Source organism: Betaproteobacteria bacterium (assembly GCA_016194905.1).
Classification (GTDB): Bacteria; Pseudomonadota; Gammaproteobacteria; order Burkholderiales; family JACQAP01; genus JACQAP01.
Map to the genome: position 1 here is coordinate 138713 of JACQAP010000028.1, position 15769 is coordinate 154481.

General features: G+C 62.0%; 13 protein-coding genes. 4 read left to right on the top strand and 9 right to left on the bottom strand.

All coding sequences use genetic code 11. The annotated features are described in order from the left end of the window. Window positions 1–8 precede the first annotated feature (8 nt). On the top strand, window positions 9–3176 hold the full coding sequence (locus tag HY067_19025) for a hypothetical protein (protein ID MBI3530045.1): 3168 nt from the start codon (window positions 9–11) through the stop codon (window positions 3174–3176). Between the two features lie 66 nt (window positions 3177–3242). On the opposite strand, the gene HY067_19030 is transcribed toward HY067_19025, so the two are convergent. Next, on the bottom strand, window positions 3243–3887 hold the full coding sequence (locus HY067_19030) for a FecR domain-containing protein (GenBank protein MBI3530046.1): 645 nt from the start codon (window positions 3885–3887) through the stop codon (window positions 3243–3245). Window positions 3888–4176: 289 nt separating this feature from the next. Between HY067_19030 and HY067_19035 the strand changes: the two genes are divergently transcribed. Beyond that, window positions 4177–4869 carry an MgtC/SapB family protein gene (locus HY067_19035; protein ID MBI3530047.1) on the top strand — a complete coding sequence of 231 codons (693 nt, stop codon included), beginning with the start codon at window positions 4177–4179 and terminating at the stop codon, window positions 4867–4869. Between the two features lie 29 nt (window positions 4870–4898). Here HY067_19035 and HY067_19040 read toward each other — a convergent pair whose 3' ends face one another. From HY067_19040 to HY067_19070, 7 genes are all read right to left on the bottom strand, one after another. Continuing rightward, complete coding sequence (locus HY067_19040) at window positions 4899–5444, bottom strand: hypothetical protein (GenBank protein MBI3530048.1); 546 nt, start codon at window positions 5442–5444, stop codon at window positions 4899–4901. After that, a complete protein-coding gene (locus HY067_19045; protein ID MBI3530049.1) occupies window positions 5441–6979 on the bottom strand; it encodes a GldG family protein in 1539 nt (512 codons plus the stop codon). Before HY067_19045 ends, HY067_19040 begins: the two co-directional genes overlap by 4 nt. A gap of 6 nt (window positions 6980–6985) precedes the next feature. Continuing rightward, window positions 6986–7687, bottom strand: a complete 702-nt coding sequence (locus tag HY067_19050) for an ABC transporter permease subunit (GenBank protein MBI3530050.1) — start codon at window positions 7685–7687, stop codon at window positions 6986–6988. Beyond that, entirely contained in the window at window positions 7684–8604 is a 921-nt protein-coding gene (locus tag HY067_19055) for an ABC transporter ATP-binding protein (GenBank protein MBI3530051.1), read from the bottom strand. The genes HY067_19050 and HY067_19055 overlap by 4 nt, the downstream gene beginning before the upstream one ends. Before the next feature lie 91 nt (window positions 8605–8695). After that, complete coding sequence (locus HY067_19060) at window positions 8696–9613, bottom strand: N-acyl homoserine lactonase family protein (GenBank protein MBI3530052.1); 918 nt, start codon at window positions 9611–9613, stop codon at window positions 8696–8698. A gap of 167 nt (window positions 9614–9780) precedes the next feature. Beyond that, on the bottom strand, window positions 9781–12339 hold the full coding sequence (locus tag HY067_19065; GenBank protein ID MBI3530053.1) for a PAS domain S-box protein: 2559 nt from the start codon (window positions 12337–12339) through the stop codon (window positions 9781–9783). Then, a complete protein-coding gene (locus tag HY067_19070; GenBank protein ID MBI3530054.1) occupies window positions 12336–12728 on the bottom strand; it encodes a response regulator in 393 nt (130 codons plus the stop codon). The genes HY067_19065 and HY067_19070 overlap by 4 nt, the downstream gene beginning before the upstream one ends. Window positions 12729–12880: 152 nt before the next feature. Between HY067_19070 and HY067_19075 the strand changes: the two genes are divergently transcribed. Next, window positions 12881–13606, top strand: coding sequence for a response regulator (locus HY067_19075; protein MBI3530055.1), 726 nt, complete (start codon window positions 12881–12883; stop codon window positions 13604–13606). Here the strand turns inward: HY067_19075 and HY067_19080 are convergent. Then, on the bottom strand, window positions 13578–14432 hold the full coding sequence (locus HY067_19080) for an IclR family transcriptional regulator (GenBank protein MBI3530056.1): 855 nt from the start codon (window positions 14430–14432) through the stop codon (window positions 13578–13580). The genes HY067_19075 and HY067_19080 overlap by 29 nt on opposite strands. Window positions 14433–14653: 221 nt before the next feature. Here HY067_19080 and HY067_19085 point away from each other — a divergent pair, with 221 nt between their 5' ends. Then, a complete protein-coding gene (locus HY067_19085) occupies window positions 14654–15754 on the top strand; it encodes an SMP-30/gluconolactonase/LRE family protein (protein MBI3530057.1) in 1101 nt (366 codons plus the stop codon). Window positions 15755–15769: the final 15 nt, after the last annotated feature.

Consider the following 15769-nt stretch of genomic DNA (forward strand, 5'->3'; position numbering starts at 1 on the left):
CCCGAGCCATGAACCATTTGCGCTTTGCGATCTTTCTTCTGCTGGTTTCTTGCGGCGCGCTGCTCGGCGGCTGTACTCAGGGAAACTCGGGAGATGAAGCCGCCGCGGGTACGGCGGCCGTCCCGCTGGGGCTTGATCGCTTCCTGCTGTTCCCGAATCCGATCGTCGAACCCAGCGGTAACTTTCAAACGGACACCAACGCCTTTGCGCAGGCTTATTACGCGGCAGTGGACCCCTTTAGCGAAAGAAATACGCTTGCCTCCTGGAAGAACAAGAACCAGTTTGGCACGGGCGCTCAGGAGTTTGTGGCGGTATTCCGCGACGTTCGGGATTTGGGATACGGCCGGCGCATGACCGGTCGCCGGAACTCGGACGGCAGCATCGCGTTCTTCGTCGAGAACTATAACGTCAGCAACGTGCCGGGTGGCTATTCGCAGGTGAATGTGGATGCGGCCGTCGTGCGGGACCCGACGTGGCATGTCGGTACCAACGCCATCGAATGGAGCCCGGCTCAATGCACGGCTTCGGACTCGTCGGATTGTGATATCACCGTCAATTTCACGAAATACTTCAACTTCGATCCCACCACCGGCCAGCGACAGAACACGTTGAATCTCGATGGCCGGGGCCTGAAGTCCATGCCGGGCATCTGCATAAGCTGTCACGGGGGGCGTGCCGATCCGCTGACGCCGCAATCGACCTACGCCCTCGTGGAAAATGCGCTGTCGCGCAAGCGCGGCGACGTGCAGGCCAGGCTGCAGGCATTCAATGTGGACAGCTTCGAATGGGCCACGACGCCCGGATTCACGCGCGCGGACCAGGAGTCCGTTCTCAAGATCTTCAACGAGTGGGTGCTGTGCTCCTACCCGGGCGGAGGCACGGTCAACGTGCCCGGGGGCACTTGCACGCGGCCCACCGCGGGCGCCAACGAGTGGCAGGGCACGGCTGCCGCGCTGATCCAGAACTGGTATGGCGGTGCCGCCCTGCCGAATGCACAGTTCTCCGACACTTATTTGCCCGCGGGCTGGAACACCGGCGCCACCAATGTGCAGTTGTACCAGCAGGTCGTGGCGCCGTTTTGTCGCACTTGCCATCTCTTGCGCGGCACGGCGAATCAGAGCGACATCGATTTCGACAGCGAAGCGAAATTCCGGAGTTACGCAAGCCGCATCAAGGCCCATGTCTTCGACCGCGGCAACATGCCGTTGGCGTTTCTGGTTTACCAGGATTTCTGGAAATCCAATGGACCGTCAATTCTGGCGAGCTACATCGATTCGATCCTCGGCGTGGGAACCGCGACGACTTCGAGCGGTGCCGCCAAGCAGCCGGGCCGACCGATCGCCGAACCGGGCCCGAACCGGATGGTGCGTACCGGATTCAACGCGAGGCTCTACGGCGGCGACAGTCTTTTCGCGACTAGCTACAGCTGGACTCTGGATGCCTCGACTCCTGGCGCAGCCATTACCAATCCCAACTCGCAGACGGCCACCTTCCTTTCAGCTTTCCCGAATACCTACATTGTGCATCTGACCGTAAGCAACGGCGCACAGTCCGATTCGAAGACGGTCAATGTCGTGGTCAACGACACTTTCCGCGATCCGGCCAATCTCAGGTTCGCCCATGTGAAGGATGTGCTGCAGAACGGGTCGACTTGCACCACGTGCCACCTTCCAAGCGCGCTGCCACAACCTGCAGCGACGCCGCCAATCTGGTACACCGATTTCGACCGCAATTTCAGCGGCGGTGCAGGCAATTCAATCGACGATGACTGGTTCTACAGCGAAATCATGGGGCGCGTTAATTTGACGGAGTTCGGTGAAAGCCCGCTGTTGCGCAAGCCTACCGGCAAACATCACAACGGCGGCACCTTGTTCGATCTTGCCACGGCGGGCGGGTTGTCGAACTTCTCCATCATTTACAACTGGATTCTCTACGGTGCGCAATCGGGTGGAGCGGTGGCTAATGCGTCGGCAACCAGCAGCACGACAGTCACCTTCTCGGGCTCGCCGCTATCGGCCAATATTTCCCTGAGTGGTACGCAAAGCGTTGGAACCGGGCTGACCTACCTGTGGTCGATCGTGTCGGCGCCGGTTTCGGTTTTCCCTGCTCCGAGCATCAGCAATTCAACTACCGCGACGCCGACCCTGGTTGTACATGACGTCGGCAACTATGTCGTGCAACTTCAGGTTACCGGCGGCGGCTTCACTGACACCGTACAACTTCCGATCACCGTGACCGAGAATCCGATCACGGCTGGTTTTACGCCAACGAACGGAAGCACCGTGCCCATCGCTGCGCTGCCCACAGGTATTGTGCTTACCAACACCAGCACCGGTAGCCCGACTACTTGTCAGTGGCAGATCGTCTCTGGTGCCGGTGCCTCGCTTACATCGACGACTTCGTGCACGACCACGACGCTCAACGTCTCTGCGCTCGGAACGTATCAGATCATGCTCACGGTTTCCAACATCGGATCGAGCAATACGACGCACTCGATCATCGTTACCAGCGGGACGCCGGTTGCGGCGAATATCGTTGTCAGCGGTGGCGCGTCGCAGACGCGAAGCTTTAGCGGGGGTACACCTTCCTCCGGCACGCCGTCCACCGCCACCGTCCCGGTTTCATTGAACAGTACGGGAAGCAACGGACTGCTGCCATTGACCTTTGCCTGGTCGATTACCAGCCAGCCGGACGGGACCAATGGAGCCGCATCGTTTTCGAATGCTTCCTCTTCCGCGCCGACATTGACTATCAGGGCGACTGGAAGTTATACGGTGCGACTCGATGTCACGGACGCGGCTTCGAATACGACATTCACTACGAGCACATTCAGCATTGCGCCCAGCAACGGCATTACATTTAGCACGGTGGCCGGAACATTCCCCTCTGTGTCACCAGCGTGTACCGGGTGCCATTCTGGATCCGGAGCGGATCCGGGCGTGGGCGGCGGTGCGCCGTCTTGGCAGAACGTTACCGGTTCTGACGGGAGGACGCTCTGGGGCCGTGTCATCCGCCGGGTGAATTTGGGGACGGCATCGTCCAGCCTGCTGCTGGTGTGTCCGAACGCAGGGTGCGGCGCCATGGGTGCGCAGACGCCCTTCAGCAGCACAGCATCGGGGTCGAATTACGACAACTTCCTGAAGTGGATTCAGGACGGTGCGCCGCCTGGAAATTGAGGCAAAAAGATGAAAAAAGGTCGGCTGAGTGTCCTCGGCCGGCCTTTTTGTTTTCCTACGGTGCGCTCAATAGTCTTTGCGCGGTCCGCCGTAATCCTCCGACGGAAACACGAAAGGCGGGCTGCGGCCGACGAGGGTTTCGATCAGCATCAGCTCCTGGTCAGTGTGATTGATGAAGGGGGCTTTGCGAATGGTCTTGCCGTCCTTCGGCTTCGCCAGGATGTACACCGGCTCGTCGTGGTGCTTCGACGTCACCGTCTTGCGGCTGTTGGGATCGCTGTTGGCGTTGATATCCGTGATCCCGTAGCACGTACAGAAGTAGGTCTGTTCGGGATCGGTTTCCGCATACACACCGGTGCCGCGAACGCCGATGGTGGCGGTGATGGTGGCGATCCGCTGGGGATTGTTCGGACCGAATACTGCCAACACCTTGCCAGTGACCAGACGCAGCGCATTGACCACGGCGTTGGTCGCTGACTGCTGTCCGAGACTCATGCGGCTCGACTCGCGCAGGATGAAGGCGCTGACGCCGCTGACGAACACCACTTCCGAACTCTTGCCGGTTTCAATCGTGTCGTTGAGGCCGATCCGGCTTTTCAGCGTAGCAGGTGTTCCATTGACGCTGACCTGACCGCTGAGCCGGTAGATGGAACGGTCGGGCGGCAGCTTGCCTGGCGTCTCGCCGAGCACGTCGGCAAGGACGCGGCCCATGGGCAGGGACGAGAATGCACCGGCGGCAAGCAGCTTGACCAGCAGGCGCCGTCGAGGATCATCGGGATTACGTAGCAGGTACACAAAGCCTCCCTTCAAGGTTTGCGGGTGCGGGGAATTATTCTGTTTCAACTTGTATTCCGGCGCCAGTGTACCGTCGGCGCGCCGGCGCTGGAAGCGCCGGCAAGAGCGGGGACCAGGGAAAAACAAATTCCTTCTTTTACGTCTTGTCTTGAATCCTGATCAAACTGGTCCTAGAGTTCCTCTATATCCTTCGTCCCTGAGTGCAATGAGCGAAGACCACATGGTGATGGCGGGCAGGTTGTTCGCCGCCGTTCTGGCAGGCGGATTGATCGGCCTTGAGCGCAGCTTCCGCGGTCGTCCCGCCGGTTTCCGCACACATACGCTGGTGTGCCTGGCCTCGACGGTGTTGATGCTGGTCACCGTCTACGAGTGGCAATGGATCCAGTCCCACGTTCCGGACAGCATCCGCATGGATCCGACGCGCATGGCGCAGGGCATCATGACCGGCATCGGCTTTCTCGGCGCGGGCGTCATCTTCAAGGAAGGCATCACGGTCAGGGGGCTGACGACCGCCGCGTCGATCTGGATCACCGCCGCGCTCGGTATTCTGATCGGCATCGGCTTCTACTTTCCCGCGGCCGTGACCACGGCACTGGTGATTTTCGTATTGTCGATATTTCGCTGGGTCGAATCGCATATGCGCACGCAGAACTATGCGCGACTCGACGTTGCATTCCGCCGCGAGGAGACGCTGGACGAGGCTGATTTGCGAACCGAACTCGCCGGGCATGGATTCGATGCGGCGCATATGAATTATCGGGTCACCGAAACCGGTGACCGCTTCGAATACCGCATGATGATCCAGACCACGCACCCGGAGAACTTCGGCAAGCTGGCGCGCAGCCTTTCAGCCAACCAGATGGTGAAGGAATTCCGCATAGCCCCCGCCGGCGACTGAGGGCGATTTGAAGTGTGGTTGCAGGCCGTTTACTTCGCAAGCACTCCGCCGGCCACCGATTCCCATTCCTGACCGACGAAGCGCGACATCAGAATCACGTCCTGGTGTCCATCCAACGTCATGTACTGGGCCGTGTCTTCAGGGTTGTGCGCGCCGAAGCGCACGCCGAGCACGGGCTGTGCGTCCGCGAACAGCGTGAAGGTCAGGCGCGGCTGGTCAAGCCCGAAGTCGCGCGGGTTCGTACCGTCCAATTCGGCCGGTTCCATGACGCGAATCGGACCGGCCGTGTTCATGAATTGCACAGCGAGCGAGAGTTTCTTTCCCATTTCTGCAGACAGCGCGCTGCCGCCTTGAACGGCCCAGTTGCCGTCGGACGTGCGCAGCAGGACCGCCTTGCGCTCGCCTTGGTGAAGCTCCACGCGCGAGATGCGGTCCGGTTCGAGCTTCATGATGCCTTTGGCTTCGAACTTCACCAATTGGCGCTGCTCGGGCAGTGCGCCGCTAATCACCATCGCGACCAGAAATGCGAAAGCGGCCGCGGCGGCCAGCGCCGTCCAGAGGGTGCGATTTTTCAACGCCGGCGCCACCAGACCATCACTCCGAGTGCAATTACCGAGAGCGGCAGGAGTACCTCGACCAGAAGGAAGATCGCCTTCATCTGGGCGCTGGAGAGCAGGATCATCGGTGGCACCGGGATGCGGTTTGCCACCGCGGTGGAGCGCTCCTCGCGCACCAGCCAGCGCACCATCGCCATCGCCAGATCGCCGTTCGACAGATACGGAAGAAAGGAATTGCTGGCAAAGTCGCCGTCGCCCACGATGACCGCCCGGAAACGGGGCGACTCGCTAGCTGCCCCGGGTAGCTGGCCCTCTGCGGCCACCGCGAGCAGGCGCGGACCTACTTCGTCGGTGCGAGAACGAGGAGCAGAACTGCTTTCCCCGGCTTCGCGAACCCCCACAGGCTGCACCGGTCGCGTATAGCTGTCGCGGCTGCTCGAGAACAGAGGCGCCACCCTGATTCCCTGCTTGGGTTGCACCGGAATTAGCGGCCGGATCCCGGGGTAGAAGGTCATCGAAACGTTTGCCGTCATCGGGTTCTGATCGTAAACGGTGACGGCAACCATCTCCGCGTCGGTGGAATAGTGACTGAGCGGATCGACGACGGCTTCCTGCGCCAGCCGCACGCCCAGCTTCTCGATCAGGGCCGCGAGGCGCGGTTCCGGCACGAAGCCGAGATCGAACATTGCAAACAGCGAGCCCCCGCTCTGCAAGTACGCTTCCAGGGCGGCGCTCTCCGCCGGCAGGAAAGTGGTGCGCGGATTCGCGACAATCAGCACTTGGCAGATCTCCGGCACGCTCGGTGAGGTGGCGAGAATCACCTTGCGCGTCTCGTAGCCCTGAGCCTCCAGCGCGCGCCGCAGCCGGCCGATACCGTGACCGGCCGTCTGGATCAGCTTCGAAGAAGCGTCGCCGTGACTATGCCCGGCGATGCCTTCGACGTGCGTGTGGAACTCGAAGTTGTCCATCGGAAACTCGTTGTGGCCTTCGAGGAAGCAAGCGGTGATCACCTTTTCTCTCAGAACCCGCTGGATGCCGATGGCAATGTCGCGTTCGTCGGTCGTCTGGATCAGGAGCTTGCGCCCCTCCGCTTCGAGGATTCCGACGTTGGACATTCGCACGCCGTAGGACAGCGCGAGCGAGGGCTCGCGGTCGGGATCCACGGTGCGTACCTCAAGCCGGGAGTTGCGCCGGCCCATCACTTCCAGCACGTCTTTGATGCGCCGGCCCTCGGGATCCTGGCCGTGATAGAAGTAGGTCAGCCGCACCGGGCGCTGCAACTGGTCTACCACGGCCATGGCCTGGCTGGAGGGGGTGAAGATCTTTTCCCGGGTGAGGTCGATGTGGATGTCGTGCAGAATGATCGCGGTAGTCGCCAGCGCGGCAACGACCAGCGCCGCTGCCACGACGCCAATGTTGTAGAAGAGGGACTTTACGCTGGTGAAGCGGGTCTGCAGCGGCAGACGCAGCCCGGCGAAGAATAGCGCTCCCACAGCGAACGCCCAGCCGAGGAACCACAGCAGCGGAGCCAATTCGATGTCGCCATGTTCCATGGCGGCTTACCGTCGCGCCAGTGCGCGCATGGCGAGGAACAAAGCCAGCAACGTGGTGCTCACGAAGAACCCGAGATCAGACGTGTACATCGCCCCGGTCGCAAACGGTGTGAAGTGCGCGAGCAGCGAAAGGCTGATCAGAACGCGCTCGAGCCCCTCGGGCATCATCGCCGCCAGCGTGTCGATCGTCCACATCAGGAACGAAATCCCGATGGTGACGATGGCGGCTGCCACTTGGTTGGAGGTGAGCGCGGAGATGGTCAGACCCAGCGCCACCAAGGTGCTCGCGAGCAGCACGAGGCCGACATATCCGCTGTAGATCGGGCCCCAATCGGGGGATCCGAACATTCCAAGCACGATGCCATAGGCGCCGGTGAGCGCGATCATCGCGAGCACCACCGCCATACTGGCAAGGTACTTCGCCAGCACGACGTGGCTCTCGCGCACCGGGGCGGTGAGCAGCAGCTCCAGCGTGCCTGCCTTGCGTTCCTCGGCGAAGAGCCGCATGGTGATGATGGGGATGAGGAGGAGCAGCAGCCCGGCGGACTGAAAAAAGATGTGGATCAGCGTGGCGAACTTGTTCAGGAACAAGGTCAATGTGAACGAGTAGCCCATCAGGAGCAGGAACACCGCGATGATGATGTAGGCAATCGGCGAGTAGAACAGTGCCCGAAGTTCTTTGCCGAGCAGGGGAAGGAAGTTCCTCATTTCCCTGCCGCCTCTGTCAGCCGCAGAAACAGCTCCTCCAGTCCGCTGCCGGTCGCACTCACTTCCTCCACCGCGAAGCCGCCCTGCACCAGCGCGCGAATCGCATCCGCCGTGCCGTTGGCGCTATCCAGAATGTAGATACCCAAGGTGGGCACGGCTTCGGTAATGCTCACATCCGGCACCGAGTTCAGGTGGGAACGCACAGTGGCTTCGTCTGCGGAGCGCAGGCGCACGCGCAACCGCGTGTTCGCGCCGTGAGCGCCGAGCGCATGCACGCTCAGCAGCTTGCCGTCGAGCAGAATGGCGACTCGGTGCGCCACGCGCTCGATCTCAGCCAGGATGTGGGAGGTCACGATGATGGAGAGCTCGCGGGATAAAGTGCGGATCAACTCGCGCACTTCGATGATCTGGCGTGGATCGAGCCCGTTGGTGGGCTCGTCGAGCACGAGCAGCTTCGGTTTTCCGAGCAGTGCCTGAGCAATGGCGACTCGTTGGCGATACCCGTGCGAGAGCTTGGAAATAAGCAGGCTGCGCACGTTTCCCAGTGACAATCGCTCGACCACCTCATCGATCGCGGCGGGAAGCCTCGCGCCATCGAGTCCACGTATACGGCCCATGAATTCCAGGAACTCTCTCACCCGCATCTGCGTATAGAGCGGGACGTCCTCCGGTACGTAGCCGAGGTGTTTGCGTGCATCGAGTCCGTGCGTGACCACGTCGTACCCCGCGACACTGGCCGTGCCGGAGGTCGGGCGCAGGTACCCGGTGAGGATTCTTAGTATGGTGCTCTTGCCCGAGCCGTTTGGCCCGAGTAACCCCATGACCTCGTTGGGCCTGACGTCGAAGGAGACCCGGTCTACGGCCAGACGTGCTCCGTAGTACTTGGTGAGGCTTTCCGCGACGATAACGGGAGTCAAGAGGAGCTGGGACGAGAATACAAAAAAACTGGGGCGAAGTTTCGCCCCAGCGCTGTGTCTTAAACTTAGCAGCGGATGATTCGCAAGCTGCTCAGTCGTAGTAGCCAGGTGGCTTCTTCATCGCTTTGTACGCGTCGGGATCATGGGCGGTGAAGTAGTCCGCCTTTTGGGTCGCCATCATCATGCGTATCCACTCATAGGCGCTATAGATCCCATCCGGTTTGTAGGCCAGGACGATGTTGGGCGGTATGCTCTTCTCGACGTTCTCGCGGAAGTAGACGTTGTCGCCGGTCAGGATGATGAGGCCGGTGTTCTTGAGCTTGACGGTCATCATCTGGCTGCCAGGCGTGTGCCCCACCCAGCGCTTCACCACCACCGAACCGTCCCCGAAGATATCGAGGTCGCCTTGCAGTTGAATCATCTTCTGGGCGTTGGGGTAGTTGCTGTTCGGCGCCCGCAGGGGCATGACGTCACCAAGGATGTACGGGCCGCCGGTGCCGGGCTCGGGCCAGAAGGCGTTCTGGATCTCCTCCTTCTGCACCACGATGGTGGAGTTGGGGAACTTGCCGACGTTGCCGCCATGATCCAAGTGCAGATGGCTCGCCACCACGTACTTGATGTCGTCGGGGGTCAAGCCGATCTTCTTCAATTGGGCTTCCATGGCAAGATCGGGGGTCATCATCGGCTTGAGCGACTGCAACCCGGCGGGCCACCAGTTGGGATCGTTGATCAGCTTGTCGTTGCAGCCCGTGTCGAACAAGATGTTGCCCTTTGGATGCCTGACCACGTAAAACCCGACCGGAATCACGATCGGCGGATCGTTCGGCGCGAGGTTCTGGAGAATGCCCTTGCCGATGGTCAGAGGCGTGGAGCTGAACGCGTAAAGCCGGGTGTCTTGCGCCTGGGCCGTTGCGGCGGCGCTCAGCAATGAAAATGCGGCGGCGCTCAGCAATGAAAATGCGGCGGCGACGGCGAGCCGGCGTTTCCACCCTTTTTCTGGATTCTTCATGACTGGTTTCTCCTCGGGTTTGTCGGATTTTTTTAAGTGACGACGAGAGCGAATAGGACGCCCGCGCCACATGTCACGCACGCAAGTGTCGCCTCTGGGCGTTGCGACGCTATTTCATGATGCGGTCGCGCATTACGATCTGTAACTGATGCGCCGGCGCGAGCGCGTCAGCGCACGAATTCGCGCGCGAGGACTTTCGATATTGCGTCGGCGATCTGCCGCAGATCCAGCGGCTTGGTGAGGATGTGGTCGATGCCCGCGGAAAGCGCCTGCTGGGTCAGCACGGGTCCGGTGTAGCCGCTGATCAGAACCACCGGAACATCGGCGCGCAACTGCCGCATCTGCCGCGCCAGTTCGGTGCCGGTCATTCCCGGCATGAGATGGTCGAGCACGACGGCATCGAAGCGTGAGGGATCGGTGCGGAACTCCTCGAGCGCTTCGGACGGACGCGTGAATCCGGCCGGTTCGTAGTTGAGCGCCGCGAGCATTTCCTCGGTCAACAACATCAGCGGTTTCTCGTCTTCCACAAGCAGCACACGTTCGCCATGTCCACGCGGTAGCGGGGCGGCATGGTCCGCCTTTTCTATCGCCTCGGCGTCCGAGCGCGGCAGGTAGATATCGAACGTGCTGCCTTGCCGCGGCCGGCTGGCGACATCGATCGCGCCGCCAAGATCGGTGACGATGCCCTGCACCAGCGCCAGTCCGAGTCCGGTGCCGGTGCCCGACTCGCGCGTCGTGAAAAAAGGTTCGAAGATGCGCGCGGCGACTTCGGGCGTCATGCCGCAGCCGGTGTCTTCGACCCGTAAGCGGACGTAGCGGCCCGCCGGCAACAGCCCGTGGGACAACGTCGCGTCTTCGTGCTCATCGATCACGTCCAGTGCGACCGTCAGCCGGCCGCCGGCGCCCATGGCGTGCACGGCATTGCGGCACAGGTTCATGATCAACTGGTGGATGTGGGTCGGGTCCGCGATCACCGCCGCCCGGCGCGCGACCGGCGGTGCACTCAGCTCGATATCTTTCGGCAACGATACCCGCACGAGTTCCAGCGTTTCCTCCACGACTTCGTCCACGTTCACCACGGTGCGCTGGCCGCGCGTGCTGCGGCTATAGGTGAGGATCTGGTCGATCAACGCTTTGGCGCGATGTGCGGCAGCAAGCACATTGCCGACATAGCGCTTGAGTATGCTGCCTTCGGGCGCGGCATTTTTCGCCATGTCGCCGTAGCCGAGGATGGCGGCGAGGATGTTGTTGAAGTCGTGCGCGATGCCGCCCGCCATGGTGCCGATCGCCTCCAGTTTCACCGCCTGGCGCAGCCGCGTTTCCAGCTTGTCGCGCTCGGCGTCCGCGAGCCGTCTTTCCGAGATGTCGCGGTAGATCGCATAACTGGCGATCTGGCCGGTCGCGACCAGAATCGGTGCGCCGAGTTCGGAAACGTGCAACCGCAGGCCGTCGTTGCGGATGCGCTCGGTTTCCATGCTGGTATGCCGGCCATGCCGCACCGAGCGCGCCAGGCGCTGCCATTCCGGCCGCAGTTCCTCGGGGACGATCAGCGTATCGAGCGCCCGGCCGCGTACTTGTTCGGCCGTATAGCCGAACATGCGGGTGAATTCGCGGTTGACGCGCGTCACGCGTTGGTCGAGATCGAGCATGACGATCGCCTCCGGCGCGCTCTCGAACAGTTCGTCGAGCAGGGCCGTCTGCACGCGCAACTGCTCTTCGGCGCGCTCGCTGCGGCGCAGATGGCGCAAGACCAACCAGACCAGCGCGATGACGCTGAGGCAAAGCAGTGTGGTGCGCACCGTGCTGTGTATGACCTGGACGTGCCAGGCATCGAGCACCGCGGTCTTCTTCACGCTGACGCCGACCGCGAGCGGATAACCGCCGACGGCCTGGGCCGCGTAGATGCGCTCCTGGCCGTCCGCTGGGCTTTGCAGCAGCGTGGCGGTCTTGTGTTGCCCGGCCAGCAGACTTCGGAACAGGGCTTCTTCCGCGAACGGGCGGCTGAGCTCGTCGCCCGCCGACGGGTAGCGCGCCAGCAGCCCGCCGCCCTGGCGAAACAGGACGACCTCGCTGCCCTCGCCGAGATCGATTGCCTGGTAGAAACGCCGGAAGTAGTCCAGGTCTACCCAGGCAACCGCCACACCCTGGAAACGGCCGCCGGCGTCATTGATACGGCGGCTCAGCGCGATGGCCCAGTTTGCCGCCCCTTCGCTGCGAAACGCTTGTGAGATGAACAGTCCCGAGCCGGTTTGTTGCCGGTGCGCCAGGAAAAACGGCTGCAGGGCGACCCATTCGCGAGGCAGTGTCGCGTCGGCGCCAGTGGCGAGTACGCGGCCGTCTCTGCCGGCGACGAACAGGTTTTCGATATGGGGAATCAATCGCATGCGACCGCGCAGGCGCTCGTGAATTTGCGGGTCGTCGGCGCGCAACCGCGTCATCTGCATGACGGTCGCGGTGTCCTGCACGACGACGTCGACAGCCTGCGCCGCGCTGCGCGTCTGTTCGGCCAGGGTTCGCGAAAGACTGGCGTAGCTCTGCTCGGCCGTTTCGACAACGATGTCCAGCCTGCGCAGGATGTCGTAGAGCTGAACGCTTGCCGTCACGACGACCATCAGCGTCCCCGCAATGCGCAGCGCGAGATGGAAATCGATGCGCGAACCTGCGCTCGGTTTGCCTGGTTGCAACCGCGGATCCTGCGCGTCGGGCGCAATGGAGAGATCGTTCACATGTGCACCGCGCCGGATTTGTCCCGCGGCAGGACTTCCTCGACGGCCGCCAGCAGGTCCCGCCGTTCGAATGGCTTGGCAAGAGCCTTCGCCGCGCCGAGCTTCAGTGCGGTCGCGGCCCAGTTCTGCCTTCCGTCGCGGGCACCGCCTGAAATGGCGATGACCGGCAGTCCTGGCAGCATGCGGCGCGCTTCGTCCAGGGTCTGGGCGCCATCGCGGCCGGGCATGTCCATGTCGGTAATCAGCAGGCCGGCGGGCCGGCTGTGCAGTATCTGCAGCGCGTTTGCGCCGTTTTCGGCCTGGCGCACGCGATAGCCCGCATCACTCAGCCATTCGGCGAGCAGTCCACGCATCAGCGCGTCGTCGTCTACCACCAGAACTTCGATCATGTCTGCAGTTTTCGGCCGTCCGGTGGGTTTGGTCGCCCGCCCGACGAGCCGCCAATATTTCAATTTGAAACTCCGCCCGGCCCGCACGTCGCTATACTAATCTTGCCTGTCGTTGCAGGCCGCAAGCACTACAAAGAACCTATTCTTCAGGCATGAGTATCCCCCGACACATCCTGGTAGTCGATGACGATGCCGACCTGCGTCAGATGGTCGCCGACTATCTGAACGATTACGACATGCGCGTGACCGGCGCGGCCGACGGTGCCGCCATGCGCGATGCCATGGCGCACGAGGTCGTCGACCTGATCCTGCTCGACCTGAAGCTGCCGTCCGAGGACGGCATGCACCTCGCGCGCGAACTGCGCGAGACGTCGAGCGTCCCCATCATCATTGTCACCGGCCGCAAGGACGACGTCGACCGCATCATGAGCCTGGAGCTCGGCGCGGACGACTATCTGACCAAACCGTTCAATCTGCGCGAACTGCTCGCACGCATCCGTGCGATCCTGCGCCGAACGCAGGCGCATCCGTTTCCATACATGGAAGGGCGTGCCCCGCAGGCTTTCCGCTTCGGCGGCTGGGAGCTCGATTTGCGTTCGCGACGGCTCACCTCGAACGAGGGCGAGCGCGTCGAACTGACCCATGCGGAATTTGCATTGCTGGCGGCTTTTCTGGGCGCTCCCGAACGCATCCTCAGCCGCGAGCAACTCCTCGAACTGAGCCGCGGCAACGACGAGAACGTGTTCGACCGCAGCATCGACGTGCAGATCCTGCGGCTGCGCCGCAAGATCGAATCCGACCCCAGCCGTCCGAATCTGATCCGCACCGAACGCGGCGCCGGCTATTTCTTCAACGCCCAGGTGGAAGTCGTCGGGTAGCGGCGGTACTCAGCAAAACCCGAATATCGTCGGCGTCCCTGTCCTTCGACCCCGCCCATCCGAGTGACTTCGAAATTGTGTGAGTGCTCTGGCGCAGCTTCTCGCGCGCTACCGGCACCGACAGCTTGGTATCGCGATGGCGCATGTAGACGATGTTGAGCGACGCGACCGCGCCGAAGTGATCGAAGATCGGAAAGCAGATGTCCACCACACCGCTGACGGTGTCGCTCGGACCCTCGTCGTAGCCGCGTTTACGGATTTCCTCCAGGCGCTTGTCCAGGCTGCGTCGGCGCGCATCGCGGTTGCGACCCGTGCCAACCAGCTCGCCGAGGAACTGTTCGCGCCGGGCGCCTTGCTGGAAGGCTGTGATCACGCGAGCCGAGACGCGATCGTCGTGAAATGGAAAATGCGAACCTTGGCGCACCGAATAACTCATCGGCTCCGGCGATTCGGCCCGCGCAAGAACCACGAGCCGCGCATCGTGATGCACGCACAAATGGTTCGACTGGCCCGTGCCGCGGGCGAGTTCCTGCATGTGCGGCATCGCACAATCTAGCAGACGATCCACCGGTGGATGCAGGTGGGCCAGCTCGAACAATCGCAGCGTGAGCAAATAAGTCGCGTCGGGCTGGCGGGCCAGGAAGCCGCGACGCACCAGCACGTCGAGCATGCGGAACAACTCGTTCGGCGAGCGACCGAGGCGGCGCGCGATGTCCTGCAGGTTCAGCCCATGCGGTTCGGCCGCCAGCAGTTCGAGCACGTCCAGGCCCTTCTCAAGGGCGGGGGCGGAGTAGCGCGCTTCTTCCGGCGATTTTCGTATTGACAAGCGGACCTCCTGTTTTTATATTTGAAACCTGATTTTATATATGAACAAGGGCCGCGAAGGTTAGTGTGCGGCCGCACATATGTTACCGGTTGAAATCTTGCCGGGAGGTCTGCGCCGACGGTCCGCATGCTTCGCGTCGGGTGAGGGGGCATACGAGGCAGCACCGTCCGTCATACACATAAACGAGTGGCAAACACTCGGGAATCTCTTGGAGGAGATGCATGGAAACCCTGAATGTGTTCAAACGCGATTCAATTAAACGCGGCGCGGCCGTTCTCGGCACGTTTCTCGCGATGTCCACGGCGGCGTATGCGGCCGATCCGGCTACGTTCCCGGCCCCGACCGGCGATCCCGCCTTGGTTCCCGCCGGCGCCAGACTCGAACTCATATTCGACGGCGGTTGCGCGCTGACCGAAGGGGTCGCGGCGGGTCACGACGGGATGATCTATTTCAGCGACATCACGTTCACCAAGTTCTGCAAGGACCCGTCCGGCAAGTATCTGCAGGCCGGCAATATCTGGAAGTACAACCCGAAGAACGGCGAATCCTCGATTTTCCGTTCGCCGAGCGGCATGTCGAACGGCATCAAGTTCGACCGCGAGGGCAACATGATCGCAGCGCTGGGTGCGGACTATGGCGGCCGCATGCTGGTCAAGACCGACATGAAGACAGGCAAGACCTATATCCTCTCCGGGTTATACAACGGTCGACCCTACAATGCGCTGAACGACATTACCATCGACGAAAAGGGCCGCATCTATTTCTCCGATCCGCGTTATCTCGGTCACGAGCCGATTTATCAGGACGGCTTCGCGGTATACCGCCTGGATCCGGATGGCACGGTGACGCGCGTGGCGACCGACTGCGGCAAGTGCAACGGAGTGCTGATTTCACCCGACCAGAAGACGCTGTATATCATCGGCAACGACAACGGCTGGTTCGAGTTCCAGAACCTGAAGGAAGGCGAGAAGCCGCTGCAGGGCCATCATCAGTTGCAGGCCTATGACGTGGCCGCCGACGGCAGCCTGAGCAACCGCCGCGTGCTGATCGACTACACGGCGCGCGACAAGCCGTGCAGCGGTCCGGATGGCATGGTTGCCGATTCCGAAGGCAACATCTGGCTGGCTTCGCGCTGCGAGTATCGTCCGGGCGTGCAGGTGCTGGACGCGCAAGGCAAGGAGCTGGCTTATATTTCCACCGGCAAAGAGCTGCCCACCAATGTCGGCTTCGGCCGTGGGGCGGACTCCAATCTGTTGTATCTGACCTCGGGCAAGAGCCTCTACAAGATCCGGGTGGGGAAGAAGGGTTATCAACTTCCCTGAGCTTCGCGCAGTAGC